Raw genomic sequence first — 24839 nt, 5'->3', positions numbered from 1 at the left:
ATTCTTTAAAGATGTCAAATGAGTAATTATTCATTCTCTTAGAGACTTAAACGAAAATAGTGGTATTTATCTCAGCACTATCTTTTACGTATTTTAACAGAAGATACCCGATGATCTTCTCCTTTCTTTAATATAATATCAGCACGCTTTTTCGTTGGTCTTATATTCTGTTTAAGGTTCTTTTTATTTATTTTATTCCAAATATCTCTTGCAATAACTTCCGTTTCTTGATCAGAAAGCTCCGCATATTTATTGAAATAAGAATTCTTTTTAGCAAAAGCGGTATTTTTCAGTATTTTAAAACGTTCAATATACCATTTCCTAATATCAGGTTCATCTGCATCCACATAAATCGAAATATCAAAAAAGTCTGAAACAAAAATATTTGGTGTACGTTCACCTATGGATTTTGATGTCTGTAAAACATTTATTCCTTCAATGATTACAATATCTGGTTCATTAATGTCTATGTATTGATCTGGTATGATATCATATTTTTCATGTGAATATATTGGTGCTTGAAGCTTTTTTTCGCCTAACTTAACTTGTTTCATAAAAGTAATCAAAGCTTTTATATCATAACTCTCAGGAAAACCCTTTTTATTCATAATTCCTTTAGCCTCAAGAACATCGTTTGGAAATAAAAAGCCGTCTGTTGTAATGAGAGCAACTTTTGGTTGATTAGGTGAATTTAACAGTAAAGATTCTAAAATTCTTGACGTCGTACTTTTTCCTACTGCAACACTTCCTGCTACACCAATAATAAAAGGACCTTTCTTAATATCCTGTTGAAAAAATGCTTCATTAACTTTATCTGTTTTTTTAACTGCTTCCATTCTATAGGACAAATATCGAATTAGTGGTAAATATATATCGATTATTTCTTCTAAAGATATCTGTTCATTTATTCCGTGTAGGAATTTAATTTCAGATTGTGAGATAGTTAGCGGCGTATTTGAGCGAAACTTAGCCCATTCATCTCTTGTAAACGACATGAATCTTGAGTATTTACTTTTTTCCATATCCAAGCTCCTAAACTATGAACTACATTATCTAGCTATATATAACTTTAACATAAAAACCATATTTATTTTCTATTATATCATTTACAATATCAACAAAAAAACTTCCATGCACATGTAGCACGAAAGTTTTCTTGTCTTTTTATTTTCTAATCGTTTTTAATGCTCCACTCCATGAAATGAGTTGATCAAGCATCTCATTGGCATTAGCTGCATGGTAATCTGCCGGTTTGAATACACTAAAGTTTTCAAAATCAGTCATTAATGAAAATCCAATAGCAGTTCGCACATCAGCGACTTGTAATTCACCTAAGATTAAACGTAAGTTTTCATATGCTCTCGCACCACCCATTCCACCATAACCAACAAAGCCTGCAGCTTTATTATTTATTTCTGGATTCAAGTAGTCTAGTGCATTTTTCAAAGCACCACCTATTGAATGGTTATATTCTGGTGCAACAAAAATATACCCATCAAACGAGGCAATCTTTTCTGACCATGCCTTGATAGCCGCTTCCGCCTCTTGTTTACCAGCTTCGGGTACTGCCGCCCCTAAAAATGGTAAGTTATAATCCACTAAGTCAACAATCTCATATGAAGCCTCATCGTTACGATTTGTTGCAAAATCATACGTCCAGTTAGCTACCGCTTCTCCATTACGTCCTTGACGGACACTTCCTAAAATAATACCTATTTTTAACATTTCATATCCCCCTCATTTAAAGTAAATCATCTCGAAAACAAGATAATTTAATTCTAAGCTTTTACTAGCAAGAAGTCTAATTTTATGTTTTAGGTTAAAAGGAAAATATCTCTACTCAGTAGTTACCTGATCCACGATAGATTCTACTTCATTTCTGGTGATCTTTTCTCTTCCGCTTTTTAACGCTTTTAATGTTTTATTTGCGAGAGCCAAAGGGATTTTACAAAAAATCAGAATATTACGATTACTAATATCTTTTATGTATTCCTGACCTAAATTAAGATTCGTTGTTGCATAATGAAACATGTCGTCACGATTCCAATTATCCGGCATAAAACTAACCCCGCGTTCACTATCTTCCTCTTGGTTCCGTAATATATTAACAGATTGCAAACCTCTACCAAAAGCAATCGCTAATTCTTTATCTGTTTCCGTGTTGTCATACCATTTCCAAATATCTGATAACATCACACCAACTAGTCCGGCTACATAATACGTATAATCGTCAAGTTCTTCCTTACTAGTGATTTGCCAATCTTTCATCGCCCATTTGCCCATACCAGCGGCCATTATACTAGTCGACTCTTTTACTTGATCAACTATACCTTGGGGGCATATATGAAGCCAATCTCCAAGACGTAAGGTAACCTCAGGTAATAAAGCTTTATATTCCTCTAGTAGTTGCTCATATCTCTCATTATCAAATTCATTCTTTAATAGCATACTAATAGAATTCAATAAATATTGTTTTATTTCAGGTTCAAGCATTTCATGATCCTCAATTTCATCAATTGCACGCATACAAAGATATGCAGAAGCTACGGTTCTTTTTAATGTAGATTCCAATAAAGTAATTGGTATGTAAAACGTCCGACTTGTTTGTTTGAGTACGTTCATAGCTTCTTTTTGTAGTCTCTTTTCATCATTCAATTCTTTTTCCTCCTTTAAACCATGAGGTCAAATAGGTACAACTCCCATTATTAAGATGAGTCTATCTCATGCAGTTTAGTACATATTTATTGTACCATGAAATTTTTATTCATAATATAGTAAATAAACGCATGCATCACAAAGAAATAGTTTTTAACAAAAATCGAAATAATGAAATACAATTATATTTGGTAAATTAACAGTTTTTCGTTAAATCTAAATATTCCGAATTATAGACACTGATTTTTACATACAAGTCAACGGTGTAAGTGTTTACAAACTCTGACAAAACAACTTTCATTTCTGCTTTTGTCTGTAAGATAATATAACATGTTTATTGAATACCTCTTTTAATCCATTAGAATAAGAGCAACAGAAAGTAATTGAAAGGTGGATTTCAAATTGGAAGCAAATATGGATAAAAACATTTACAAAGGAAATCGAAAAGTATTAAGTTTTACTACGTTAGCATTTTTCATTACGTTTGTTGTCTGGTTCAACATGGCTCCATTCATCTCTACCTTAAAAGAAACATTTAATTTAACAAATGATCAAGTAGCTATTTTAGGTATAGCAAACCTTGCACTAACAATACCTGCTCGAGTATTAATTGGTATGTTAGTTGACAAGTTTGGTCCAAAAAAAGTATTTTCTAACTTATTAATGATATTGAGTATTCCTTGTTTCGCTTTCGCTCTATCAGATTCCTTTATTCAATTAATGATCTCTCGAATGTTTCTAGCAATTATCGGAGCAGGTTTCGTTGTTGGTATTCGACTTGTTTCTGAATGGTTCCCTTCAAAACAAGTAGGCTTAGCAGAAGGAATCTATGGTGGTTGGGGGAATTTCGGTTCTGCTGCAGCCGCAATTATTTTACCAACATTAGCAGTCATTTTCGGTGGTGACAATGGTTGGAGAATTGCAATTGCTTTAACAGGGCTTATTGCACTTGGCTACGGATTTATATTTAAGCGAATAGTCAGTGATACGCCAGAAGGCATAGAATACAAACGACCCAAGAAAAGTGGCGCATTAGAGATTACCAGTCATAAAGATATGGTCGGTCTCATTATAATGACAATTCCAGTATACGGTATTCTTGGTTTTCTAACTTATAGACTAGGCTGGCAATTAAATTTTATTAGTGATGGTATTGCATTTACTGTTCTAGGAGTTTTATTATTTTTCCTATTATTAAATGTTTATAAAATTTGGGATGTAAATAAAGAAACACTAAAGAATGGTGTACCAGAGAAGGAAAAATACGCATTTAAACAAGTAGCTATTTTAGACTTTTCTTACTTTTGCACATTTGGATCGGAACTTGCTGTTGTATCGATGTTACCATTTTTCTTTGAACAAACATTTACACTAAGTATCGCACAGGCTGGTTTAATTGCCAGTAGTTTTGCCTTTATGAATCTCATGTCACGTCCCGGTGGTGGCTGGTTAAGTGATAAATTCGGACGAAAAAAGACCCTAAATATCTTAATGCTTGGACTAGCTCTAGGTTACATCGGTATGTCTCAAATTGAATCAGGTTGGCCAATAGGTCTTGCCATTGCTATCACAATGTGTTGCTCGTTTTTTGTTCAAGCAGGTGAGGGTGCTGTATATGCCATGGTTCCACTTGTTAAGAAACGTGTAACAGGACAAGTTTCCGGTATGGTCGGCGCTTATGGAAATATTGGTGGTACAGTATTTTTAACTATCTTTAGTTTTGTAAGTCCTAGATTCTTTTTTGTAACAATAGCTTGTGCTGCAGTTATTTGTTTCTTTTGTACACTATTCTTAAAAGAACCAGATATGGAAGCAATTCAAGAACAGACATTTGAAAAAGATAAAAAGAGTAATGCGAAAGTTTCAACTAATATAATATAATGTAAAGAGGTCAGAAACTAGCGAGACATTCGCCCCTAGTTTCTGACCTCTTTTTATAAAAAATAAATTTATTTAACTTAAACTAAGACCGCAATCCTTAATTACCATCTACTACATCTTTAAAGATTTCATACGACCGCTTTTGTACTTCTGGATCATATATATAAGATACAGCCATTATTTCATCTACATTATATTTCTCCTGAAAATTCGTCAATTGTTTTCTTATTGTGTCTTTTCCACCAATTAAAGCTACACTTGACATTGAACTTGACATTGCTTTCTCTTGCGGTCCCCATATCTGATCCATATCTTTAACAGGAGGGCTTAATGGATTTTTAGTACCTCGTACAATATTCAAGAAAAATTGTTGCATGGTTGTTAATTGAAATTCTGCCTCTGCATCACTTTTAGCTGCAATTACATTTAGACAGACAGTCATATAAGGAGCATCAAGGTATTCGGAAGGCTCGAAACGGTCACGATAAATAGCAATCGCTTCTTCCATATGTTTTGGCGCAAAGTGTGAAGCAAATACATATGGTAAACCTAATTTGGCTGCTAATACAGCTGAATCTGTTGATGATCCAAGAATATAAAGCGGAATACGTGTACCTACCCCTGGATGTGCTTTAATATATCCTTGTCCTTCTTCTGGTCCAAAATAAGTAAGTAAATCTTTAATATCATTTGGAAAAGTATTGACGGTATCATTACCCGATCGCCTCAACGCGTTAGCGGTCATCATATCAGTTCCAGGTGCGCGACCTAAACCTAAGTCTAAACGATTTGGATAGATGGTAGCCATCGTACCAAATTGCTCAGCTACTACTAGTGGTGCATGGTTAGGAAGCATGACGCCACCAGAACCAACACGAATGTGTTCTGTATGTTCCAAAGTATGTTTAATTAAAATGGAAGTAGCTGAACTTACTAATGTTGGTGTATTGTGGTGTTCTGCTATCCAATAGCGTTTATAGCCCATTTTCTCTGTTGCTTGTGCCAGTTGAACCATATCATCTATTGCATCTTTAGCTCCCTGACCTTCTCTAATAGGCGCTAAGTTTAAGACAGATACAGGTATATTTGTATGTGACATTTAGCTCTGTCCCTTCTTTCTCTTGATTATTCCCTTATAATAGTAGCACCTTAAAAACAAGGAAACAAACAGAAAGGCTTAGGTTAGTTAATCTGTTTTTTCACATCTTCTTTTATTGATTTAATAATCTCATCTGGCAAACTTGCAGGAATAGATGTGTTATTCTCAAATACCCAAGTATTAACAACCTCCAAATCTGCTTTATTTAACGTGATACTGTAGCGTTTATTATTATTAGTGAAATCCACTGTTATGGATTCTTCGCTATATTGTTCATCATCAATAATCATATTCTTGATTTGATATAAGTCCATGATTTACTCTCCTAGATAATTTTACTATGTATGTAATACCCTTCACTCTATTAATGGAGTGAAGGGTATTACGTAAAAATACTATCAATTATTTATTGTTTTGTTGGTTAGAATCTTTTTTCATTGAATTCGTTGTTTTATCTACAAGGTTAGCGGTTTGGTCAACAGCATTCATTGCAATGTTTTCTGTTGCTTGGATTGTATTTTCAGCAGCTTCAAAAGCAACACCAGCCGTATTTTTAACAGCCTTTGCAGCTTTCTTCGCTCCACCTTTTTGATTGTTGTTGTATTGGTTTTCCATATCGTTCACCTCCCCGATCAACAGGTTTAGGATATGTACTTGATCAACAAATTATCCAAAAAAAATAGGAGTTAACCCCCTATTTCTACTTCTTGAACTGTTTGATTTTTAGTTAAAGTAAAGAATGCAACTGCGCCAATAGAAGATGTAATAAATAATATCACGCCCATTGGTATGGCTGTCGTTTCATTAATACCCACAAGTGGGGAAACAAAAGAACCAAGCAATAAAGGGAACATACCTAATACAGCACTTGCACTACCTGCGCGGTGCCCTTGCTTTTCCATTGCGAGTGTAAATGAACTTGTCAATACCATGCCCATTGCGGTCATGTAAATGAAAATTGATAGGACAAGCATTGCTAATGGACCTTGAATGATTGTCATAATAAGCAACAATGAAGTCGCACTGACAGCAATAATAACCGCAATTCGCAACAATTTCCTTTCATGAATAATGCCACCTAAACGTCCAATAGTAAAACTACCTGTTATAATTGCTAAACCATTTATACCAAATAAAACGCTGAAAACTTGTGGCGATACATCATAGATTCCCTGATAAACAAACGGCGTTCCTGATACGTAAGCAAAACTGCCTCCATGAACAAAACCTACAACTAATGCATACCCGATAAAGGAACGATCCTTCATTAAATTACCCATTGTACGAATAGAATGTCCTAATGAACTTGGAATTCTTTTCTCAACTGAAAGGGTTTCTTTTAACCGAATTGCTACTGTGACCACGATAATGAAACCTAATAAACCTAAAAAGAAAAATATTGTATTCCAACTTGCAAACGGTAGTAATAAGATGGCACCACCCGTCATTGGGGCAATCATTGGTGCTGCTGCATTAATGACCATTAATAGCGCAAAAAATTTCGTGAATTCTCTTCCAGTAAAGACATCACGGACGACAGCACGCGATAGAACAATTCCAGCAGAAGCAGTAAGTCCTTGTAAAAATCGAGCTAGTATTAAGGTAGTTATATTCGGCGCAATTGCACATAGTACCGATGCTAATGCAAATAAGGAAATCGATATTAATAAAGGTTTCCTTCTCCCCTGTGCATCACTAATTGGTCCTACAATTATTTGACCAACTGCAAGACCGATTAAACATGTTGTTAAACTTAATTGAACAAGTGGAGCACTGGCATTTAAATCACTTGCTATATCTGGAAAACTAGGCAAATACATATCAATATTAAGCGGACCTAGTATCCCGAGCATACTGAGCAGAAAAGCTAATGCTAACCGCTCTTTTCCTGTTGGGTTATGTAACATGAATTTAAACGCACCTCTTCTACTTTTTAATAGACAACTATATAGTCTATGACAGACGGCTAATCTTGTCCAGTAAATGATCGGATTTAGATAGCAATAGGTATAAAGGAATAGCGTATCTGTCTGATTTTAAACTATATTAGTAAATATTTAGGATTTTTAAATCTTATTATTCTATCTTTTGACATATTGCACGCAATGCTTTTACATCTTTCTGATCAAGAACAGGCACTTACATCCACTAGATGAATATCCTATATTTTGAAAGGAGTTGAAGAAGAAGTGAATGTTGAACACCAAGATCTGAACAACGCTGAACAATACCAATATAGAAATATGCATGATTCCTGTGAAAATTTTATGCATCACCATGTTCTTCTTAACCATCAAGATGGAAGTTCTTTTGACGGGATAATTGTTAATGTAGATCTTAGTAATGTTACGGTATTGGTTGGTGAAGATATGCTCGAAGATGACGCAGAAAATAACAGATATGGTAGCTATGGCTATGGTCACCCATCAAGAAGATATAGACGTTACAGACCTAGAAGGTTTCCATTGGCAAGTTTAGCCGCCCTGTCCTTATTACCTTATGTATCCCCAGTCTATCCAGGATATTATCCATATCCTTACTGGTAAGTAGAAATGGTAGGTATATTGATTCAAAAATAACAAAGTCCAATTTCTATAAAGGGGTCAGGAACTGCAACCAAAACACTTCGACTTGTAGTCCTGATCCCTTTTATATTTAATTTAGTATGTTTTTTTTTATTAATTTCGCCTAAAGTTACCCATTACCTCAACCGTTTCAGTAATACTCACAAAAGCAGTGTCATCTACTTTCTTAATTAAAGACTTAACTAATGCTAGTTCGTAGCGAGAAATCACAGTGTATAATACTTTTCTTTGAGAATTAGAATAACCCCCTTCACCGTTCATAACTGTAATACCTCTTATCAAATTTTTTATTAACTCATCTTTTAACACATCACCTTTACTTGATACGACCATTAAACTTAATTTAATATGACGTGTATGCACTCGATCAACTACAATTCCACTAATATAAATGGATGCCATTGTATATAAGGCAAGATCCCAAGAAAAAATAAATCCAGAAATAAAGACGACAATACTATTTAAACCGAATATCATTCCGCCAAGTGGAATATCATGTTTTTGCGTGATAACGAGTCCAATAATATCAGCACCACCAGATGAAGCATAAAAACGTACGATTAGGCCAACTGCAATACCTATAATAACCCCTCCGAACACCGAGGATAATAATACATCGTCGGTTATCTCTACGACAGGAATATACTGCATCGACATAGATGTCACAAAGACACAAAATACACTATTCATAATAAATTGCTTACCTAACTTCAACCAACCTATGATGAAAATAGGTACATTTAATACCACAAGCCAAATACCACTGTTTATCGGGGTTAATAAACCAAAAATCATTGCAAGACCCGTTACACCACCAGATAGTATTTCATGAGGAAGTAAGAACATATTAAAAGCAAAGCCTAAAACAATAGAAAATACGAAAAGAATACTATATTTATATAGTTGAAACATCTTGCTCACTCCGATCATTTAATAAATGAAACTTATCGTGCATTTTAATGGTATTTTCAAAGAAAGTAAAGAGGTAACTATCTATTATGTATATTTCATTAAATTATGGAGAACATAAAAACACTTAAACAATAGAAGGTGATGAGTATGTTCAAATATTACATAAAACAATTTTTGAAGGTAAAAATGTTTAGACACTGGGATTTTAATGACAAAGTAAAATTCTTTTCAATAACAAATCTGCTTATGTTGACTTTAGCAATCTCATTTAATGAAAGTGACATCTTAAATACTTTTTTCACAGTTTTCTTCTTGACTTCCATTTCTTACTTCATTTATTTAATTGGAAAGCAAATGCTTAGAAGAATAATGGTATTTTCTTCTAAGCCAGCCTACTTTAAGAATAAAAAATTTCTGATTAACGAAATTAATCAAATGAGTAGTGACGAATTTGAGGAGTTATTATCACATTTATTCAAGCAGCAAGGCTATCAGGTGAAACAAATACCAAAGTCAGATGGAATTGGTGCCGACTTACTTTTAAAAAAGGAAAAAGATGTAATAGTTGTTCAAGCTAAACGAAGATCAATTGAAATCGGTGCTTCAGCAGTTAAGGAACTTGTTCTTGCTGCAGAGAATTATAACGCTAACAAGAAATGGATCGTTACAAATAGAGATTACACAAGTGACGCAATCCTACAAGCACACTTAAAAAGCGTTACATTATTGAATCGTGATGACTTATTGCAAATGCTCAAAGCATATAATACACCACAGAAGAGACAGAAAAAGAAACTTACAAAAGAAAGCTGAAAGATCAAATTAGGACCAAGCATATATTATGCTTGGTCCTAATTCCCCTTCTAATTAATTAATTTAAATGAATACCATACTCATCTTCTAACTTTTTATATACTTCCTTCAACTTTGGTTTTTTACCGACAATGTTTCTAATTTGATAAGCTAGATTTATTAAATCTGTATTTTGCTGATCTTCCGGTAGTCGTTTTTCTGATTGATACGTTTCGTATAAAGTATTATCCAATAAGCGTAAGATAGAATATTGTGTCTTTACCGCCTGTAATAAAAGTTCTTCTTTATATTGTGAATTTGATTCATCCATTATTCGCTTCTCCTTTAAATTTAGTTACTTCAGCTAACTATTCTTTTGTATCCACTATACTACGCGATAACCTCTTTATTCTAATATAACACTTATATTTTTTCCTGTTGTATGTAACACACTACTGTGAAAATTGATAAATTTTCCTCTGATATTCTCCTAACTTTATTGGCATTCTAAAAGAATAGGTGGTGATTTTTAGAATGGACTTTATAAGAAGTCATAGATTAGAAAAAGATCAGGAAGGATATACAGTCATTCTCTTTTTAGATCAGAACTTCACTGAATTTTCTAGTGAACTTGGAACAGACAATATGAATTCTTCTAAAACAAATGAGAACATGAAGGATTATGTAGCAGATCGTTATCCCAATAAAAAGGTAAATACAATTAAAGTTTTTTTAGGTTCTATTTTAGTAATGACACTTGCGTTTGCAAATGAAACGGAAGTATCTGCAAGTACAAAAGCTCCTCTACCTAATAAACTGACAGCTATAGAAGACCCTAGTACTTACAGCGTAAAAAGTGGCGATTCCTTGTTCAAAATTGCGCAAACATATAATACATCTGTCGACTTGATTAAGCAAAAAAATAATTTATCAGCTAACACGATTTATATTGGACAAGTTTTATCCATTCCAACTCAAAAAAACATCGAAATAGAAACCATTTCTTATCAAGTAAAACCAGGAGATACATTATCTCAAATTGCCAAAAGACATCGCACAACAACAGATGAAATAAAACAAATTAATCAGTTATCTTCGGATATGATATATGTTACGCAAATGTTACAAATACCATCTTCTACAGGTCAACAATCGTCGCCTGATTTATCCAGTACACATCAAGTAACAGCAGGGGATACATTATCAGGATTAGCAAAACAATACCATGCAACAGTTTCTCAAATAAAGCAACTAAATAACCTTTTATCGGACCTGATATATACAGGACAATCATTAAAAATGCCACGTGTGTCATCAAACCAAATACCCACCGTTCAAAGCAATTATACTGTAGTTTCCGGAGATACACTGTCTGGAATTGCGAAACAATACAACATATCGGTTGCCGAATTAAAGCTTACGAACAATTTGATAAGCGATACAATTTATATCGGTCAACAAATTCAACTACCAATGGGTGGTGTCGACGGAATCTCTTCCCCACCTAATCTAGAACAAATCAATACGCAATTAGAATCGGTACAAGCAAATTTAAAGATACTAGGATTTTACAATGGAGATGTTACAGGAGTTGATGACACAAATACAGTACGAGCAATTACAGCATTCCAACAAGCATATCAACTACCCATTACCGGAAAAGTAAATTCTAGTACACAACAAGAATTAGAGAATGCGGTCATAAAACAAGATTTAGTGAATGATATGTCAAATTATACAGGTGTTCCGTACGTTTGGGGAGGCACTAACCCCTCTGGATTTGATTGTAGTGGATTCGTATACTTCATGTTTAACCAGCATGATGTGGAGATGACCAGATCGACATCAAGTTCGCTTTACCATACAGGAACCTCCATTAGTAAAAATAATTTACAACCCGGTGATTTAGTGTTTTTCGCAGTAAATCAACCAGGTACGATATCGCACGTTGGTTTCTATACAGGAGAAAATAGTTTTGTTTCTGCAACTTCTTCTAAAGGTATCTGGGAATACGACATGGATAACGCTTACTGGTCTAACTATTACGAAGGAGCAAAGCGCGTTTTTTAATCCACCTTAAAAAGTCATACAAACAAAAAGATGCTACGCTTTATAACGCGTACCATCTTTTTTAGTTAAACTTCAATAATAATCGGTAGGATCATTGGTTTTTTCTTTGTTTGATTAAATATATATTTCCCTACAGATTTCCTAACATCTTGTTTAATTGCACTCCACTGACTTTTAGATGACTTTTCAAAATCCTTAACCGTTTGTGTTATTAAATTATTCACTTCTCCCAGTAGTTCTTCTGAATCTCTCATATAAACAAATCCACGAGAAATAGTATCTGGTGATGAAATGAGTTTCTTATCATTCTTACTCATCGTTAAGACAATAACTAACATACCATCTTCAGACAGCTGTTTGCGATCACGCAAAACCACTTCTCCTACACCACCGATTCCAATCCCATCGACGTATGTATTTCCCACTGGTATTGTTCTCGTTTGTCGTGCAATAGAGTCATCAAGATCAACAACATCGCCGTTATTAAGAATAAATGTGTTGCTCTTCTCTACTCCAACTGATTCTGCTAATAATCGATGTTTATATAGCATGCGATATTCACCGTGGATTGGAATGAAATATTTTGGTTGCATAAATGTAAGCATCAATTTTAAATCCTCTTGATAACCATGTCCCGATACATGTAAACCAGATGAACTCTCAGCACCATAAATCACTTTAGCACCAATCAAAAATAAATTATCTACAATTCGTGTAACATTAGTTTCGTTGCCTGGTATTGGTCCAGCAGCAAAAATCACTGTATCATCAGCAAGAATATCAACACCTCTAAAGTTACCAGTAGATAAACGTGATAGTGCTGCAAGTGGTTCACCCTGACTTCCCGTACAAAGAATCGCTACTTTCTCGGGAGGCAGATCATTAATTTCAGCTTGATCGATCAACATATCATCTGGAATATCTAAATAACCACGCTGGGTTGCGACTTCTACAACATTCAACATACTCCGACCAAGAAGTGCAAGTTTACGACCTGTTACTTGTGCCGCATCTACAACCTGTTGTACGCGATAAATATTTGATGCAAAAGTTGAAATAATAACTTTACGCTCTGCTTTTTCAAAAGCTTCAATAACGTGCTCACCAACTAGTTGTTCAGATGGTGTTAAACCAGAACGTTCAGCATTAGTGCTTTCTGATAAAAGAAGTAGTACTCCCTCTCTACCAATCTCAGCCATCTTGTGAATATCTGATTTCCGATCATTTGCAGGCGTTAAATCAAACTTAAAGTCACCAGTATGCACAATATTTCCCTCTGGTGTTTTGAACACAATACCCAGACAATCTGGAATACTATGACTAACTTTAAAAAAGCTTACTTCCATTTGATCAAACTCCAACTCGGTGTGTGAATCAATCTCAACCAAGTCTGTTTCTCTTAATAATTTGTGCTCCTTTAATTTAATTTCAATTAACCCTAATGTGAAACTGGTTGCATAAACAGGTACCTGTAGTTTTTTTAGAAAAAAGGGAATAGCCCCAATATGATCTTCATGTCCATGTGTAACAATTAGTGCTTTCACTTTATCTTTATTATCTACTAAGTACGTAATATCTGGAATGATTAAATCAATCCCTAATAAACTTTCATCAGGAAATTTATTTCCGCAATCAATTACAAAAATAGCTTCACCATATTCAATAGCGTACATGTTTTTCCCAATCTCACTCAAACCACCTAGTCCGAAAACGGATATTGTTTTATTAGTCTCACTCAAATAAATGTCCTCCCATCGTAAATAATACTTTAGTATGCCCCAATAAGTGGACAATTATGAATGATTTCCATAAAAAAAGACCCATAACAATAGTTATGGAATCCTTCTTTAGTCTACCTTCTTATGGATTAGTTGACCATAAACCTGCAGTTTTGATAAATGCACGTGGGTGTAATTTTAATTGTCCAATAATAAATTCTGCTAAATCTTCTGGCTGCATAACTTTTTCAGGATTACCATCAGTCAAATTATTGGAAACCGCAAGCTCCGTGGCAACTGTACTTGGTGTTAATCCACTTACGCGAATATTATGTTTCCGAACTTCCATTGCTAACGACTCCGTTAAACCAAGCAAGCCAAATTTCGAGGCACTATATGCACTTGTTACAGGAGCACCCTTTTGTCCTGCAGTTGAGGCGATATTGATAATATCTCCACCGTTTTTTTCTATTAATTGTGGTAATACAGCTCTTGTTACATAATATACGCCCATTAGATTCACATCAATAATATTTTTCCAATCTTCTGGATCTAAGTCAAGAAACCCACCAAACTTAGCTGTACCAGCATTATTAATTAAAATGTCCGTCGATCCTAGTTCATCCGTTAGCTTTTTAACAGCCGCTTCGACTTGCTCAAGTGACGCTACATCAACTGTTGCATAAGCAACTTTCACTCCAAACGCTTCAATCTCTGCTGCGACATTTTTAAGATCCTTTTCAGTTCGGGCAAGCAATCCAACGTGGACACCTTCTTTCGCTAATGCAATGGCTGTTGCTTTTCCAATACCTTTACCTGAACCAGTAACGAGCGCTACTTTACCTTTAATTGATTGTCCCATATAAAATGACCCCTCTTCTTAAAATATTTGATTCGATTCGTTCAGCGATAAAAACTAATTTACATTAATTGATTTTATCACAATAAAGTGATTTTTTATAATTTCAATTAGGCGAGGAAATAAACATTATCTTTTCTACACACTATCGTATTTTTTTGAGTTAATTCGGAAATATAATGGATAGGAGTGATAACGATGACACAAAAATACATGTCTATTGAAGATTTTAATGAAACACTTAAAGAGTGGACAGGCAAAACAATTGAAATATCGAAACACGAACTTGAAGATGATGATAACACGATCTTGGAGTTAACATCTATTTCTTATTCAAAGGATACAAGAAGGCTCGATGAATACGAACCAATGCATACATTACAATTGAATGGTTCAGGTGACATCAAAACAGATGAAGATACACGACAGGCCCTTCCATCATCTTTATATGAAATACCAATTGAAGACACAACCATTTACAAATTTGAAGATTCAACATTTACATTGATCACGGACAGAGGAACCTATACCATTAAACTTGCAACAGATAAATAATATTACATTAAATATACCTGACCCTCTAAAGCACTAAGAGATGTGCTAAGGGGGGTTTTGACGTTAAATTTATTATTTTAATAAAATAACCTTATAATTACTTGCTAAATGCATTAGGTTAATTTATTTTATTCTAAACAGTAAATTTTACCTTAAAATATAATTCATGGTAAATAAGTATTCTAATTTTATTTGGATCTATGGTTGCACTTATAATTCTAATTAAAACTGTTGCAACTATTGATTATAATAATGAAATTTTATAATTAAAGGAGATTTTACATGCATACATTCAATTTTAATAATGCTTTAATTTTGCTTATACTTATAGTTTTAGTAGGCTGGTTCATTTTAAAAATCATTAAAAAATAAAAACATAAAATAGCAAGTTATTTATATAATCGTAACTGAAAAATTCATTCATCCTTCTGTTCATTTATTCTTTTCACTTTGCTAATAAAGCTGGAAAAAATAACAAATAACAAAAACACAGCAAAAAACCATGTCAAAATAGAGTTCTCTAAATTAAAAATACTGTTTAATAACAAAATAACTAAAATGTACGCTATATAAATTAAATAAAAGATTCTAATGTTATCACCTCTCTATAAAATGATCGTCAAAATTGAAATAAATTTCTTTTTATTCTAGATTATTTAACAAAAAAACACAATAATAAAAATCCACTTATAACAAATTTATCAAATAGAGAAATTTTTAGTGTGTATCGTACATATTTATTTTAAAATCTCCGAAAACTTAATTAAGATACTTAGTTCGTGGGTGTTTTGTGAGTGCGTTCGCGGCTGGTGTAATTACTCTAGTAAAATCAAAACAAACAAAAACCCCTTGATGCTTTAAGCATCAAGGGGTTTTGCCTATTAATATGTTTGCATGTATTGTTCTCTTTCCCAAGGGTGTACTTGCGTACGGAACATGTCCCATTCGATTTCTTTAGATTCAACGAAATGTTCGAATAAGTGGTCACCAAGAGCTGAAACTAATACATCATCACCTTTAAGTAATTGTACTGCATCATATAGAGTAGCTGGCAGATCTTGAACGCCATTTGCTTCTCTTTCCTCTTTGTCCATTACATAGATGTTGCGGTTGATAGCTTTTGGAGCGTCTAGTTTGTTTTCGATACCGTCTAGACCAGAAGCTAATAATACTGCCATTGCAAGGTATGGATTAGCAGCTGGATCTACGCTACGAACCTCAATACGTGTGCTCAATCCTCTTGAAGATGGTACACGAATAAGTGGACTTCTATTAGAACCAGACCAAGCAACATAACAAGGTGCTTCGTAACCAGGTACTAAACGCTTATAAGAGTTCACTGTAGGGTTTGTAACTGCAGTAAAGCTTAATGCATGCTTAATGATACCAGCGATAAACTGATAAGCAGTTTCACTTAATTGTAATGGACCATTTTCATCCAAGAATGTATTCTTGCCATCTTTGAATAATGACATATTACAGTGCATACCAGAACCGTTTACACCGAACAATGGTTTAGGCATGAAAGTAGCATGTAATCCGTGTTGACGTGCAATTGTTTTAACAACTAATTTGAACGTTTGAATATCGTCAGCATGTTTTACTGCATCTGCATATTTAAAGTCAATTTCATGTTGTCCTGGAGCAACTTCGTGGTGAGAAGCTTCCATTTCAAAACCCATTTCTTCAAGTTCAAGAACGATATCACGACGGCAATTTTCACCAAGATCTGTTGGTGCTAAATCAAAATAACCACCATGGTCATTCAAGTCTAGTGTTGGGTTACCATTTGCATCTAGTTCGAATAAGAAAAATTCTGGTTCTGTACCAATATTAAATTTAGAAAATCCTAGTTCTTCCATTTTCTTAATATTACGTTTTAAGTTATAACGTGGGCAACCTTCAAAAGGCGTACCATCTGGATTATAGATGTCACAAATAAAACGAGCGACTTTACCTTTTTCAGATGTCCAAGGAAATACTACGAAAGTATCTAAGTCTGGATATAATTTCATATCTGATTCTTCAATACGAACAAAACCTTCAATTGATGAACCATCAAATACCATTTCATTGTCGAATGCTTTGTCTAATTGGCTTAAAGGAATCTCAACGTTTTTAATTGTTCCTAGTAAATCCGTGAACTGAAGACGGATAAACTTAACGTTTTCCTCTTTAATCTGTTGCTTGATTGATTCTTTAGTGAATTTTGACATGCTTTCCTCTCCTTTAGATAATCTTTTTAATGGAAAAACCGTGATAGCTCTCCCTGCCTCAACGAAGCCTTGCCTAACCTACCTGAATCTAGCAACTCTTTTTGGAGTATTTTTCTGAGTTCCTTTTCTGTTAATTCAGGTGGGTTTTGTTCATCTACTACTTGTGTTTTGGGCAAGTCTTTAACAGATAAGACTTGTTTAATTCCAGCCAAGTTAATTCCTTTATCGATTAGTTCCTTTATTTCTAAAAGACGATCTACATCATTAAAAGAAAACAAGCGCTGATTACCATCAGTACGAGCAGGATGAATTAAATTGTGTTCTTCGTAATACCGAATTTGTCTTGCTGTTAAATCAGCCAAAGATTTGACTATACCAATGGAAAATAAGGGCATTGAACGTCTATCAATCTCGCTCATAACCTCAACCCCTTCCTTACTTGCCTTTCCATATTTCTATTATACATTCGCCAATATAATTGTCAATACGTGTGAGCTTTCTTTACATAAAAATATTCAAAAAATTTGTATTATTACACGAATTCGCATAATTTTAACCCTATTTTTCCACTTATTGGTTTAATCTTTGTTGTTTACTTGAGAAAGCCCTTTTTAAGAAAACTTTCAATTGCTTCTATTATTGCTATTTTTACATGTGCATATACTAAACCACCTTGAACATAAGCTGTATATGGTGGACGAATTGGTCCATCAGCTGTTAATTCAAGACTTGCACCTTGAATGAATGTCCCTGCGGCCATGATTACATCATCCTCATACCCAGGCATAGCAGCTGGATATGGTATTACATGTGCATTAATTGGTGACGATTTTTGGATAGATTGACAAAAAGCAATCATTTGTTCAGCTGTGTCAAAAGTAACAGATTGAATCAGATCTGTTCTTTTGGCATTATAAGCAGGTGTAGTCTTAAAACCAACTACGTCTAACATCCTTGAAGTGAATACAGCTCCTTGTAATGCTTCACTTACAACATGAGGCGCTAGAAATAAACCTTGAAACAGTTCTTGTGAAATCCCTAAACTTGCTCCAGTTTCTTTACCTAAACCCGGTGCTGTTAGTCGATTAGCCGCTAATTCTATCAAGTCTTTCTTTCCCGCGATATAACCACCAGTACGTGCAATTCCACCACCTGGATTCTTGATTAAAGAACCTGCTATTAAATCTGCTCCTACATCTGTTGGTTCTCTTTCTTCGACAAATTCACCATAGCAATTATCAACAAATACAATCACATCTTCTTTAATTGATTTTACATATGTAATCATTTCTTCTATTTCATCAATTGTAAATGATGGACGATCGGCATATCCTTTAGAACGTTGGATACCAATTACCTTTGTATGTTTATTTATTTGGCTTTTTACTCCTTGCCAATCTATCTGACCTTGATTTGTTAATGAAACAGCTTGGTACTCAATCCCAAAATCAATTAAGGAGCCATTATTTTTACCACGAACCCCGACCACTTCTTCTAAAGTGTCATAGGGAGAACCTGTAATATATACTAGTCCATCTCCAGGTCGTAATATACCAAAAAGCGCTGTCGTAATCGCATGCGTACCAGAAATTAACTGCAAACGAACGAGTGCGTCTTCTGTATTAAATACCGAAGCATAAACTCGTTCTAGTCCGTCTCTACCTGCATCATCGTATCCGTAACCAGTTGTAGGGTTAAAATGACTCTCACTAATCTTTTGATTGCGAAATGCATTTAATACCCGTAGCTGATTGCGCTCTGCAGTTTGTTGAATTTTCCTGCGTTCTATCTCAATATCTTTCTCCACTTGGATAATCTTTTCATCTAACATTTGCTTGGTCCTTTGCTCCTTCTAGCTATACTGTAATGGATGACCATCAGGCATATAACCTTGTACTAGATACGTTTCTTCATCTTCATTAAATTCTTGTTTTGTCATTAGCGTATGATTTCGAAAGGACAACAATTTTTTACCTTCTGTAGCTGAGATGATCTTTTCATAAAACACCCATTGCTCTTTTAATATTTCTTCTGTCTTTAACAATGTTTGATTTCGATCTTCTTGGCTTAGAGCACTAATTAAAATTGATGGATGTACAGACGGAATAAAACCTGTTGTTAACAAATCCTTTTTGTTATAGATCATTAAAGAAGGAATTGTGTCTGCGTCTAAATCCTTCAACAGTTTTTGTACTGTCTCATAGTGCTGTGGGTAATCAGGATGGTTTACATCAATTACGTGATAAATAAAATCCGCTTCTCTTACCTCTTCTAACGTAGAACGAAAAGCAGCAATCAATGCAGTTGGTAAATCCTGCATGAATCCAACTGTGTCAGTCACAATTGATTGCAAGCCAACTGGAAATTGCATTTGTCTAGACATCGGATCTAACGTTGCGAATAATTGATTTTCTTCCATTGACTCACTTTTTGTTAAGCGATTAAATAAGGTGGATTTACCAGCATTCGTGTAGCCTACAATCGCAATTTGAAAAGCTTTATTTGTTTTACGACGTTTACGGTATTGTGCACGTTGGTTCACAACAGTTTCAAGTTTTTCTTTCACTTCATCAATTCGACGATTAATATGACGTCGATCTGTTTCAAGTTTCGTTTCACCTGGTCCACGTGTACCAATTCCTCCACCTAATCGCGATAATGATGCACCTTGACCATGTAACCTTGGAAGCATGTATTTATACTGTGCTAACTCTACTTGTAATTTACCCTCTCTTGTATGGGCACGTTGCGCAAAAATATCTAGAATCAATTGACTACGGTCAATAATGGGTATTTCTAATTTTTCATTTAAATTTCGCATTTGACTAGATGATAATTCGTCATTCGCAATAATTAAATCAATTTCATGCTCTTCAATTAATTCCATTAATTCAGTTAGCTTACCAGATCCTATATATGTAGCGGGATGAATACGATCCCGCTTTTGAATAAGCGTTTCAATAACTTTACCTTTAGCTGACTCTGTTAATGATTTTAACTCTTCAAGTGAATAATATAGTCTTTCTTCATCACTCATTTTTTTATGAACTGCAATTACTAGTACATTTTCTACCATATCTTAATCCTCTTTTCTTCTATGAAGCAATACTTCTATTCTAACACAATATCTTTAACTGTAATCAACATTAAATCATCTGTACTATAATGTCGTTTTTTTAATAAACGAACAGCTTGTTTCCGAATTGCCTTTTCAATCATATTTCGCACTAAACGTGCATTAGCAAAATTGGCGTGATTACTGTCACGCTTTGCTTTAGTTAGATGTGTTCTTAACTTCCATTCTGCTTCTTTTGTTAATTGATATTCTCTTTCGGCAGTCATTTTATGCGCTATATTAATTAACTCATCAATAGAATAATCATCAAAGTCTAAAACAATCGGAAAACGTGAACCAAGACCTGGATTCATAGATAAAAAATATTCCATTTCTAACGGATACCCCGCCAATATTAAAATAAACTCCCCATGATGATCCTCCATTTGTTTCACTAGTGTATCAATCGCTTCCTTACCGAAATCTTTATCGCCACCTCTAGCTAAAGCATAAGCTTCATCTATAAATAGTATACCTCCAAGTGCTTTAGTTACTAAATCACGTGTTTTCTTAGCCGTATGACCAATGTACTCTCCAACTAAATCAGCTCGCTCTGCTTCAATAAAATGACCTTTTGACAACATATTTAACTCGCGAAATAATACGGATAATTTACGTGCAACGGTAGTCTTTCCCGTACCAGGATTCCCTTTAAATAACATGTGTAATACTTGTGGTTGTGTTTTCATCCCAGCTTTTTCTCTTTGTTGATTAATTTGTACATTTGCATATATTTCTTTGATGTTATCTTTTAATAAATCAAGACCAACAAAACTTGAAAATGCTTGGTCTAACTGTTGAAAAGGGTCATAAATTTTCTCGTCACTACTCCCTAATCGCTCGCGTTGATCTTGCAAGACAATATTTATTTGATTTTGTTTAGGAAAAGATACTTGCGATTCCACCATCAATCACCCCTTACCATCCACATTATACGTGGTATAAGCCTAGTGTGTGACACATGCCTATATAAAAAAGTATTGGAGTCTATAATATTTAAATTGAATAGATAAACAACTTGATTTAAAAGAAGCTACACATATTATACATATCTAAAATCGTGTGGCAAAGTCAATTAAGGGTATCCCATACTTTACGATTTATTATTCTTGGTTCTTTGCTTCATATTTACTTTTTTCGAGTATTTCATCTGCTGACATCTCCGTCCACTCTTCAATAGAAATACTTGGATTTTCTTGAATAAAACTATCCATAATTTTGTTACCCATTTTATAATTAGAGGTATCTGGAATCCCTTTGCTAGAATTCCCGTAAAATAAGTCATCTTTTATAGAAGCATTAATAGAATTTAAGTTCTTTTCTAAATAACTCCAAGTGTTTTCTTCCTGACTTTTCGTTGAAAAATCATTCCATGGTGTCACAACTTCTGGATACATAATTTGTGCAAACGTATCCGCTTTACCTTCCAACATAACCTCTTCCAAAACTGTTGCATTTGTCCCAATCTCGTTTTTCTCAAAGAAAACAGCATGCTGATATTCGTGGGCAACAACAAACTTTAAAATATCCTCATCAAGAAATGGTGGAGCAATTTGAATGGTGATAACGTTTTGATCCCACGTCATACCCGTAACACCTTTCAACCACTTCATCTTAGTCACATCATCTGGACTTGCAAGGAGTATGTATACTACTTTATCATCTTCAGAAGAAAGTTCATCAGTTGATTTTTTTAAAGCATCAATTATTAAGTCATTGATTTTATTATTATTTTCATTCAGATAAAGAAGATATTCCTCAAGGATCTTTGGGCGAGTAGGCGTCCCAAACCCCCATTGCTTGGAAATGAATTCTCCATAATCTTCACCGAACACACTTTTTGTAAATGGTTCTAGAACCGTGTCAATATATAATGTATCTAAATTGTCAGGATGTTTTTCAGCCTCTTTAATATATTGTGAAAACTCCTGATAAAAATTCACAATTTTATACTCATTCTCATTATACGTAAATGTTATTGGTTCTAAATTATTTGTTGAATTTGAGGGTGTATCACTTTCTGTAGTGACATTAGAACAACCAATCATAAGAATTAAGCTACTTATTAACATAATGAAACAACATATTTTTTAATTTTAATCACCTTCTAGTAACAGTATTAGATAGAGTTAATTTTAATTTAGCGTTACTTCTAAATAAATTAAAATCCTTCCCATATAATTCGTATCAACCTACCGAAACCTCTTAGTATCGATCCAATTAGCCTGAATGGTAATAAAATAATTTCTGGTATCCAATAAGTCATTATTTCTAAGATATCACTTTTTCTCCCCCCGTTTTTTCTTCTCCAAAGTCATCCCTCCTGAATCTATCCGTCTCGTTAACATTCTTAGATAAGTAATTCACTCTTATAAATAACCTTTGAAAAATACCTTTATTAATTTAGTAACCAATACAGTTTGGGCACGTTTCTAGCAAAGTTACTTTTCCAATAACTATTAATTAAATTATAAAGAAGAATTTTTCAAAAAATAACTCCCTTTCCAATTATTAATTATTTGGAAAGGGAGCCATGGTAGAATATAGTATTTCTACTTAACTTACTCTTTTTCTAATGTAACATTTTTAACTGGCGCGAAAGTAGAGATTGCATGTTTAAAAATTAATTGTTGCTTTCCATCCGTGTCTAATAATACGGTGAAATTATCAAATGCTTTAATAGTACCTCTTAATTGAAAACCATTTGTTAGAAATATAGTAGCTTGGATATGGTCTTTACGTATTTGATTTAGGAATTGATCTTGAATATTAACAGATTGTGACATATAGTTTCCTCCTCTTTTCTATCTCTATTATATTATTTCTACTTCTTTTCAATCATTCCTGCTAAATCATCTAAAATTCTTTCAACTATTTTTAATTGCTCATCAGGAGTGATCTGATACCAATGTACATCCATCTTATTTTTAAACCATGTATATTGGCGTTTTGCGTATCTTCTTGAATTTTGTTTTAATAGCATGATTACTTCTTCTAAAGATTGTTCCCTTTTAAAGTATGGAATAAACTCCTTATATCCAATTGCCTGCATTGCTTGGACCTTTTCTAATCCTTTCGTATAGAAATATTCTACTTCGTCTAGTAATCCTTTTTCTATCATGAGATCAACTCGTTGGTTGATTCGATTATACAATATTTCCCGGTCCATTTCCAATCCAATTAAAATAGGATTGTACGGTGATGATTCACTTTGGTTTGCATGGTGTTCCGTCATGGTTATTCCTGTTCGATCAAACACTTCAAGCGCACGAATTACTCTTCTTACGTTGTTCGGGTGAATCTTCTCTGCTTGCGCGGGGTCTATGGCTTGCAATCTTTGATAGACTGAAGTCATGCCTTGTACTTCTATTTCTTCTTCTATTCTTTCATGAAACGTGTCATCTCTTTTTTCGTCTGTAAATTGATAGTCATATAAGGCAGCTTTTATGTATAACCCTGTACCGCCGACGATAATCGGAAGTTTTCCTCGCTCTTTAATTTCTTCAATATGTCGCTTTACTTCATATTGAAAATCTGCAACGGAAAAGTCTTGGTCTGGTGATTTAATATCTAGCATATGGTGCTTAATTCCTTGTTGTTCTTCTTTGGTTACTTTTGCAGTGCCAATATCCATTCCTTTATAGATTTGCATGGAATCACCACTAATGATCTCTCCATCAAATTTTTTCGCAATTTCTATACTAAGGTTAGTTTTCCCAACCGCTGTGGGACCAACAATAGCAATTACAATTTGTTTCATCGGTATTCCCCTTATCATCGCTTTCCATTCTTCTTGGACTAATTATACATTAAAATAAATAAAAAAAAAGGCTCATGAATCTTCCATCATGATAGCCCCTCATTCATTATAGTTTTTGGTGTGCTTTTAGCATCCAAATATATTTTTCTAACTTTGCTTGTAAGCCAATTAAGAGATCCTCAGTCGGTTTATCTGGATAATCTCTCGCTTTTGGCAAAGCATTTTCGTTTATTTCATCGCAAATTTGCTGATAGTCTTCTATCAGTTGTCTCATTATTTCTGATGGTTCATCATCAGCTTGTGCTTCTTTCAAACTCGTTGTTTGCAAATACTTTTCCATTATTGCAAACGGCCTGCCACCAATCGCTAATATACGTTCTGCAATTTGATCAAAATCGGTAGCTAATTCCTTATAATGCTCCTCAAAAATAGCATGTAATGTGAAAAACTGACTTCCTTGGATATACCAATGATACCGATGAAGTTTTACATAAAGTACTGCAACGTTCGATAACTCAAGATTTAAATAGTGAATCAAGTCTTTATTTTCTTGCATATTGGCACCTAACCTTTTTACTTTTACTTCTAGTCTTTAACTAGGTGCCTCTTTTATACAAGTATT

The 24839-nt window shown here is 34.0% G+C and carries 25 protein-coding genes; 5 read left to right on the top strand and 20 right to left on the bottom strand.

Annotation, left to right across the window (positions count from 1 at the left end):
* Nucleotides 1-77 precede the first annotated feature (77 nt).
* The 3 genes from coaA to DM447_RS09195 all read right to left on the bottom strand — a co-directional run bounded on the left by coaA (nucleotide 78) and on the right by DM447_RS09195 (nucleotide 2655).
* On the bottom strand, nucleotides 78-1022 hold the full coding sequence (gene coaA, locus DM447_RS09205; RefSeq protein WP_112180942.1) for a type I pantothenate kinase: 945 nt from the start codon (nucleotides 1020-1022) through the stop codon (nucleotides 78-80).
* Between the two features lie 142 nt (nucleotides 1023-1164).
* The gene (locus tag DM447_RS09200) at nucleotides 1165-1725 is read right to left on the bottom strand and encodes an NADPH-dependent FMN reductase (protein WP_112180941.1); all 561 of its coding nucleotides are present in this window, start codon (nucleotides 1723-1725) and stop codon (nucleotides 1165-1167) included.
* Between the two features lie 111 nt (nucleotides 1726-1836).
* Nucleotides 1837-2655: a squalene/phytoene synthase family protein gene (locus DM447_RS09195; RefSeq protein WP_112180940.1), complete on the bottom strand. Its 819-nt coding sequence runs from the start codon at nucleotides 2653-2655 to the stop codon at nucleotides 1837-1839.
* A gap of 390 nt (nucleotides 2656-3045) precedes the next feature.
* On the opposite strand from DM447_RS09195, the gene DM447_RS09190 reads away from it, so the two are divergent.
* Nucleotides 3046-4536 (top strand): NarK family nitrate/nitrite MFS transporter, encoded by a 1491-nt coding sequence (locus DM447_RS09190; RefSeq protein ID WP_241964578.1) that lies wholly within the window; start codon nucleotides 3046-3048, stop codon nucleotides 4534-4536.
* A gap of 97 nt (nucleotides 4537-4633) precedes the next feature.
* Here the strand turns inward: DM447_RS09190 and DM447_RS09185 are convergent, their stop codons facing one another.
* The 4 genes from DM447_RS09185 to DM447_RS09170 form a co-directional block, all read right to left on the bottom strand.
* Nucleotides 4634-5635 (bottom strand): LLM class flavin-dependent oxidoreductase, encoded by a 1002-nt coding sequence (locus tag DM447_RS09185; RefSeq protein WP_112180939.1) that lies wholly within the window; start codon nucleotides 5633-5635, stop codon nucleotides 4634-4636.
* 83 nt (nucleotides 5636-5718) lie between these two features.
* Nucleotides 5719-5949, bottom strand: a complete 231-nt coding sequence (locus DM447_RS09180) for a hypothetical protein (protein ID WP_112180938.1) — start codon at nucleotides 5947-5949, stop codon at nucleotides 5719-5721.
* Between the two features lie 88 nt (nucleotides 5950-6037).
* Nucleotides 6038-6250 carry a hypothetical protein gene (locus DM447_RS09175; protein ID WP_112180937.1) on the bottom strand — a complete coding sequence of 71 codons (213 nt, stop codon included), beginning with the start codon at nucleotides 6248-6250 and terminating at the stop codon, nucleotides 6038-6040.
* 71 nt (nucleotides 6251-6321) lie between these two features.
* Nucleotides 6322-7542, bottom strand: a complete 1221-nt coding sequence (locus tag DM447_RS09170) for a Bcr/CflA family efflux MFS transporter (protein ID WP_112180936.1) — start codon at nucleotides 7540-7542, stop codon at nucleotides 6322-6324.
* A 282-nt stretch (nucleotides 7543-7824) separates the two neighbouring features.
* Here DM447_RS09170 and DM447_RS09165 point away from each other — a divergent pair, with 282 nt between their 5' ends.
* On the top strand, nucleotides 7825-8181 hold the full coding sequence (locus DM447_RS09165; protein WP_198663108.1) for a hypothetical protein: 357 nt from the start codon (nucleotides 7825-7827) through the stop codon (nucleotides 8179-8181).
* A 132-nt stretch (nucleotides 8182-8313) separates the two neighbouring features.
* Here DM447_RS09165 and DM447_RS09160 read toward each other — a convergent pair whose 3' ends face one another.
* On the bottom strand, nucleotides 8314-9132 hold the full coding sequence (locus tag DM447_RS09160) for a YitT family protein (protein ID WP_112180935.1): 819 nt from the start codon (nucleotides 9130-9132) through the stop codon (nucleotides 8314-8316).
* A gap of 147 nt (nucleotides 9133-9279) precedes the next feature.
* Between DM447_RS09160 and DM447_RS09155 the strand changes: the two genes are divergently transcribed.
* Nucleotides 9280-9945 carry a restriction endonuclease gene (locus DM447_RS09155; protein ID WP_157967306.1) on the top strand — a complete coding sequence of 222 codons (666 nt, stop codon included), beginning with the start codon at nucleotides 9280-9282 and terminating at the stop codon, nucleotides 9943-9945.
* Nucleotides 9946-10003: 58 nt separating this feature from the next.
* On the opposite strand, the gene DM447_RS09150 is transcribed toward DM447_RS09155, so the two are convergent.
* Nucleotides 10004-10255 (bottom strand): hypothetical protein, encoded by a 252-nt coding sequence (locus tag DM447_RS09150; protein WP_112180933.1) that lies wholly within the window; start codon nucleotides 10253-10255, stop codon nucleotides 10004-10006.
* Nucleotides 10256-10458: 203 nt separating this feature from the next.
* On the opposite strand from DM447_RS09150, the gene DM447_RS09145 reads away from it, so the two are divergent.
* The gene (locus tag DM447_RS09145; RefSeq protein ID WP_112180932.1) at nucleotides 10459-11994 is read left to right on the top strand and encodes a C40 family peptidase; all 1536 of its coding nucleotides are present in this window, start codon (nucleotides 10459-10461) and stop codon (nucleotides 11992-11994) included.
* A 65-nt stretch (nucleotides 11995-12059) separates the two neighbouring features.
* On the opposite strand, the gene DM447_RS09140 is transcribed toward DM447_RS09145, so the two are convergent.
* Complete coding sequence (locus tag DM447_RS09140; protein WP_112180931.1) at nucleotides 12060-13733, bottom strand: ribonuclease J; 1674 nt, start codon at nucleotides 13731-13733, stop codon at nucleotides 12060-12062.
* A 121-nt stretch (nucleotides 13734-13854) separates the two neighbouring features.
* Nucleotides 13855-14574, bottom strand: a complete 720-nt coding sequence (locus DM447_RS09135; RefSeq protein WP_112180930.1) for a 3-ketoacyl-ACP reductase — start codon at nucleotides 14572-14574, stop codon at nucleotides 13855-13857.
* Between the two features lie 195 nt (nucleotides 14575-14769).
* Between DM447_RS09135 and ymzB the strand changes: the two genes are divergently transcribed.
* Nucleotides 14770-15126: a protein YmzB gene (gene ymzB, locus DM447_RS09130; protein WP_112180929.1), complete on the top strand. Its 357-nt coding sequence runs from the start codon at nucleotides 14770-14772 to the stop codon at nucleotides 15124-15126.
* An 881-nt stretch (nucleotides 15127-16007) separates the two neighbouring features.
* Here the strand turns inward: ymzB and glnA are convergent.
* From glnA to DM447_RS09085, 9 genes are all read right to left on the bottom strand, one after another.
* Entirely contained in the window at nucleotides 16008-17342 is a 1335-nt protein-coding gene (gene glnA / locus DM447_RS09125; protein ID WP_112180928.1) for a type I glutamate--ammonia ligase, read from the bottom strand.
* Between the two features lie 26 nt (nucleotides 17343-17368).
* Complete coding sequence (locus tag DM447_RS09120; RefSeq protein WP_112180927.1) at nucleotides 17369-17761, bottom strand: MerR family transcriptional regulator; 393 nt, start codon at nucleotides 17759-17761, stop codon at nucleotides 17369-17371.
* 173 nt (nucleotides 17762-17934) lie between these two features.
* Complete coding sequence (locus DM447_RS09115) at nucleotides 17935-19173, bottom strand: methionine gamma-lyase family protein (RefSeq protein WP_112180926.1); 1239 nt, start codon at nucleotides 19171-19173, stop codon at nucleotides 17935-17937.
* A 21-nt stretch (nucleotides 19174-19194) separates the two neighbouring features.
* Nucleotides 19195-20418 carry a GTPase HflX gene (gene hflX / locus DM447_RS09110; RefSeq protein WP_112180925.1) on the bottom strand — a complete coding sequence of 408 codons (1224 nt, stop codon included), beginning with the start codon at nucleotides 20416-20418 and terminating at the stop codon, nucleotides 19195-19197.
* A 35-nt stretch (nucleotides 20419-20453) separates the two neighbouring features.
* The gene (spoVK, locus tag DM447_RS09105; RefSeq protein ID WP_112180924.1) at nucleotides 20454-21365 is read right to left on the bottom strand and encodes a stage V sporulation protein K; all 912 of its coding nucleotides are present in this window, start codon (nucleotides 21363-21365) and stop codon (nucleotides 20454-20456) included.
* Between the two features lie 195 nt (nucleotides 21366-21560).
* Nucleotides 21561-22529: a DUF2268 domain-containing putative Zn-dependent protease gene (locus tag DM447_RS09100; RefSeq protein ID WP_112180923.1), complete on the bottom strand. Its 969-nt coding sequence runs from the start codon at nucleotides 22527-22529 to the stop codon at nucleotides 21561-21563.
* Nucleotides 22530-23018: 489 nt separating this feature from the next.
* Complete coding sequence (gene hfq, locus DM447_RS09095; RefSeq protein WP_112180922.1) at nucleotides 23019-23243, bottom strand: RNA chaperone Hfq; 225 nt, start codon at nucleotides 23241-23243, stop codon at nucleotides 23019-23021.
* A gap of 38 nt (nucleotides 23244-23281) precedes the next feature.
* Complete coding sequence (gene miaA, locus DM447_RS09090; protein WP_112180921.1) at nucleotides 23282-24217, bottom strand: tRNA (adenosine(37)-N6)-dimethylallyltransferase MiaA; 936 nt, start codon at nucleotides 24215-24217, stop codon at nucleotides 23282-23284.
* 106 nt (nucleotides 24218-24323) lie between these two features.
* Entirely contained in the window at nucleotides 24324-24773 is a 450-nt protein-coding gene (locus tag DM447_RS09085; RefSeq protein ID WP_112180920.1) for a Dps family protein, read from the bottom strand.
* Between the last annotated feature and the right edge of the window lie 66 nt (nucleotides 24774-24839).

This window comes from Paraliobacillus zengyii (genome assembly GCF_003268595.1).
Classification (GTDB): Bacteria; Bacillota; Bacilli; order Bacillales; family Amphibacillaceae; genus Paraliobacillus_A; species Paraliobacillus_A zengyii.
Note: the sequence above shows the minus strand (reverse complement) of the source record. Positions and strands in the feature narration are given on the sequence as shown.

Bases quoted from the DNA above. Each gene is read 5' to 3' on its own strand.
- ymzB (WP_112180929.1), top strand. From the start codon at position 14,770: ATGACACAAAAATACATGTCTATTGAAGATTTTAATGAAACACTTAAA.
- DM447_RS09185 (WP_112180939.1), bottom strand. From the start codon at position 5,635: ATGTCACATACAAATATACCTGTATCTGTCTTAAACTTAGCGCCTATT.
- DM447_RS09085 (WP_112180920.1), bottom strand. From the start codon at position 24,773: ATGCAAGAAAATAAAGACTTGATTCACTATTTAAATCTTGAGTTATCG.
- spoVK (WP_112180924.1), bottom strand. From the start codon at position 21,365: ATGGTGGAATCGCAAGTATCTTTTCCTAAACAAAATCAAATAAATATT.
- miaA (WP_112180921.1), bottom strand. From the start codon at position 24,217: ATGAAACAAATTGTAATTGCTATTGTTGGTCCCACAGCGGTTGGGAAA.
- DM447_RS09120 (WP_112180927.1), bottom strand. From the start codon at position 17,761: ATGAGCGAGATTGATAGACGTTCAATGCCCTTATTTTCCATTGGTATA.
- DM447_RS09100 (WP_112180923.1), bottom strand. From the start codon at position 22,529: ATGTTAATAAGTAGCTTAATTCTTATGATTGGTTGTTCTAATGTCACT.
- hfq (WP_112180922.1), bottom strand. From the start codon at position 23,243: ATGTCACAATCTGTTAATATTCAAGATCAATTCCTAAATCAAATACGT.
- DM447_RS09200 (WP_112180941.1), bottom strand. From the start codon at position 1,725: ATGTTAAAAATAGGTATTATTTTAGGAAGTGTCCGTCAAGGACGTAAT.
- glnA (WP_112180928.1), bottom strand. From the start codon at position 17,342: ATGTCAAAATTCACTAAAGAATCAATCAAGCAACAGATTAAAGAGGAA.
- DM447_RS09135 (WP_112180930.1), bottom strand. From the start codon at position 14,574: ATGGGACAATCAATTAAAGGTAAAGTAGCGCTCGTTACTGGTTCAGGT.
- DM447_RS09155 (WP_157967306.1), top strand. From the start codon at position 9,280: ATGTTCAAATATTACATAAAACAATTTTTGAAGGTAAAAATGTTTAGA.
- coaA (WP_112180942.1), bottom strand. From the start codon at position 1,022: ATGGAAAAAAGTAAATACTCAAGATTCATGTCGTTTACAAGAGATGAA.
- DM447_RS09180 (WP_112180938.1), bottom strand. From the start codon at position 5,949: ATGGACTTATATCAAATCAAGAATATGATTATTGATGATGAACAATAT.
- DM447_RS09115 (WP_112180926.1), bottom strand. From the start codon at position 19,173: ATGTTAGATGAAAAGATTATCCAAGTGGAGAAAGATATTGAGATAGAA.
- DM447_RS09150 (WP_112180933.1), bottom strand. From the start codon at position 10,255: ATGGATGAATCAAATTCACAATATAAAGAAGAACTTTTATTACAGGCG.
- hflX (WP_112180925.1), bottom strand. From the start codon at position 20,418: ATGGTAGAAAATGTACTAGTAATTGCAGTTCATAAAAAAATGAGTGAT.
- DM447_RS09170 (WP_112180936.1), bottom strand. From the start codon at position 7,542: ATGTTACATAACCCAACAGGAAAAGAGCGGTTAGCATTAGCTTTTCTG.
- DM447_RS09175 (WP_112180937.1), bottom strand. From the start codon at position 6,250: ATGGAAAACCAATACAACAACAATCAAAAAGGTGGAGCGAAGAAAGCT.
- DM447_RS09145 (WP_112180932.1), top strand. From the start codon at position 10,459: ATGGACTTTATAAGAAGTCATAGATTAGAAAAAGATCAGGAAGGATAT.
- DM447_RS09160 (WP_112180935.1), bottom strand. From the start codon at position 9,132: ATGTTTCAACTATATAAATATAGTATTCTTTTCGTATTTTCTATTGTT.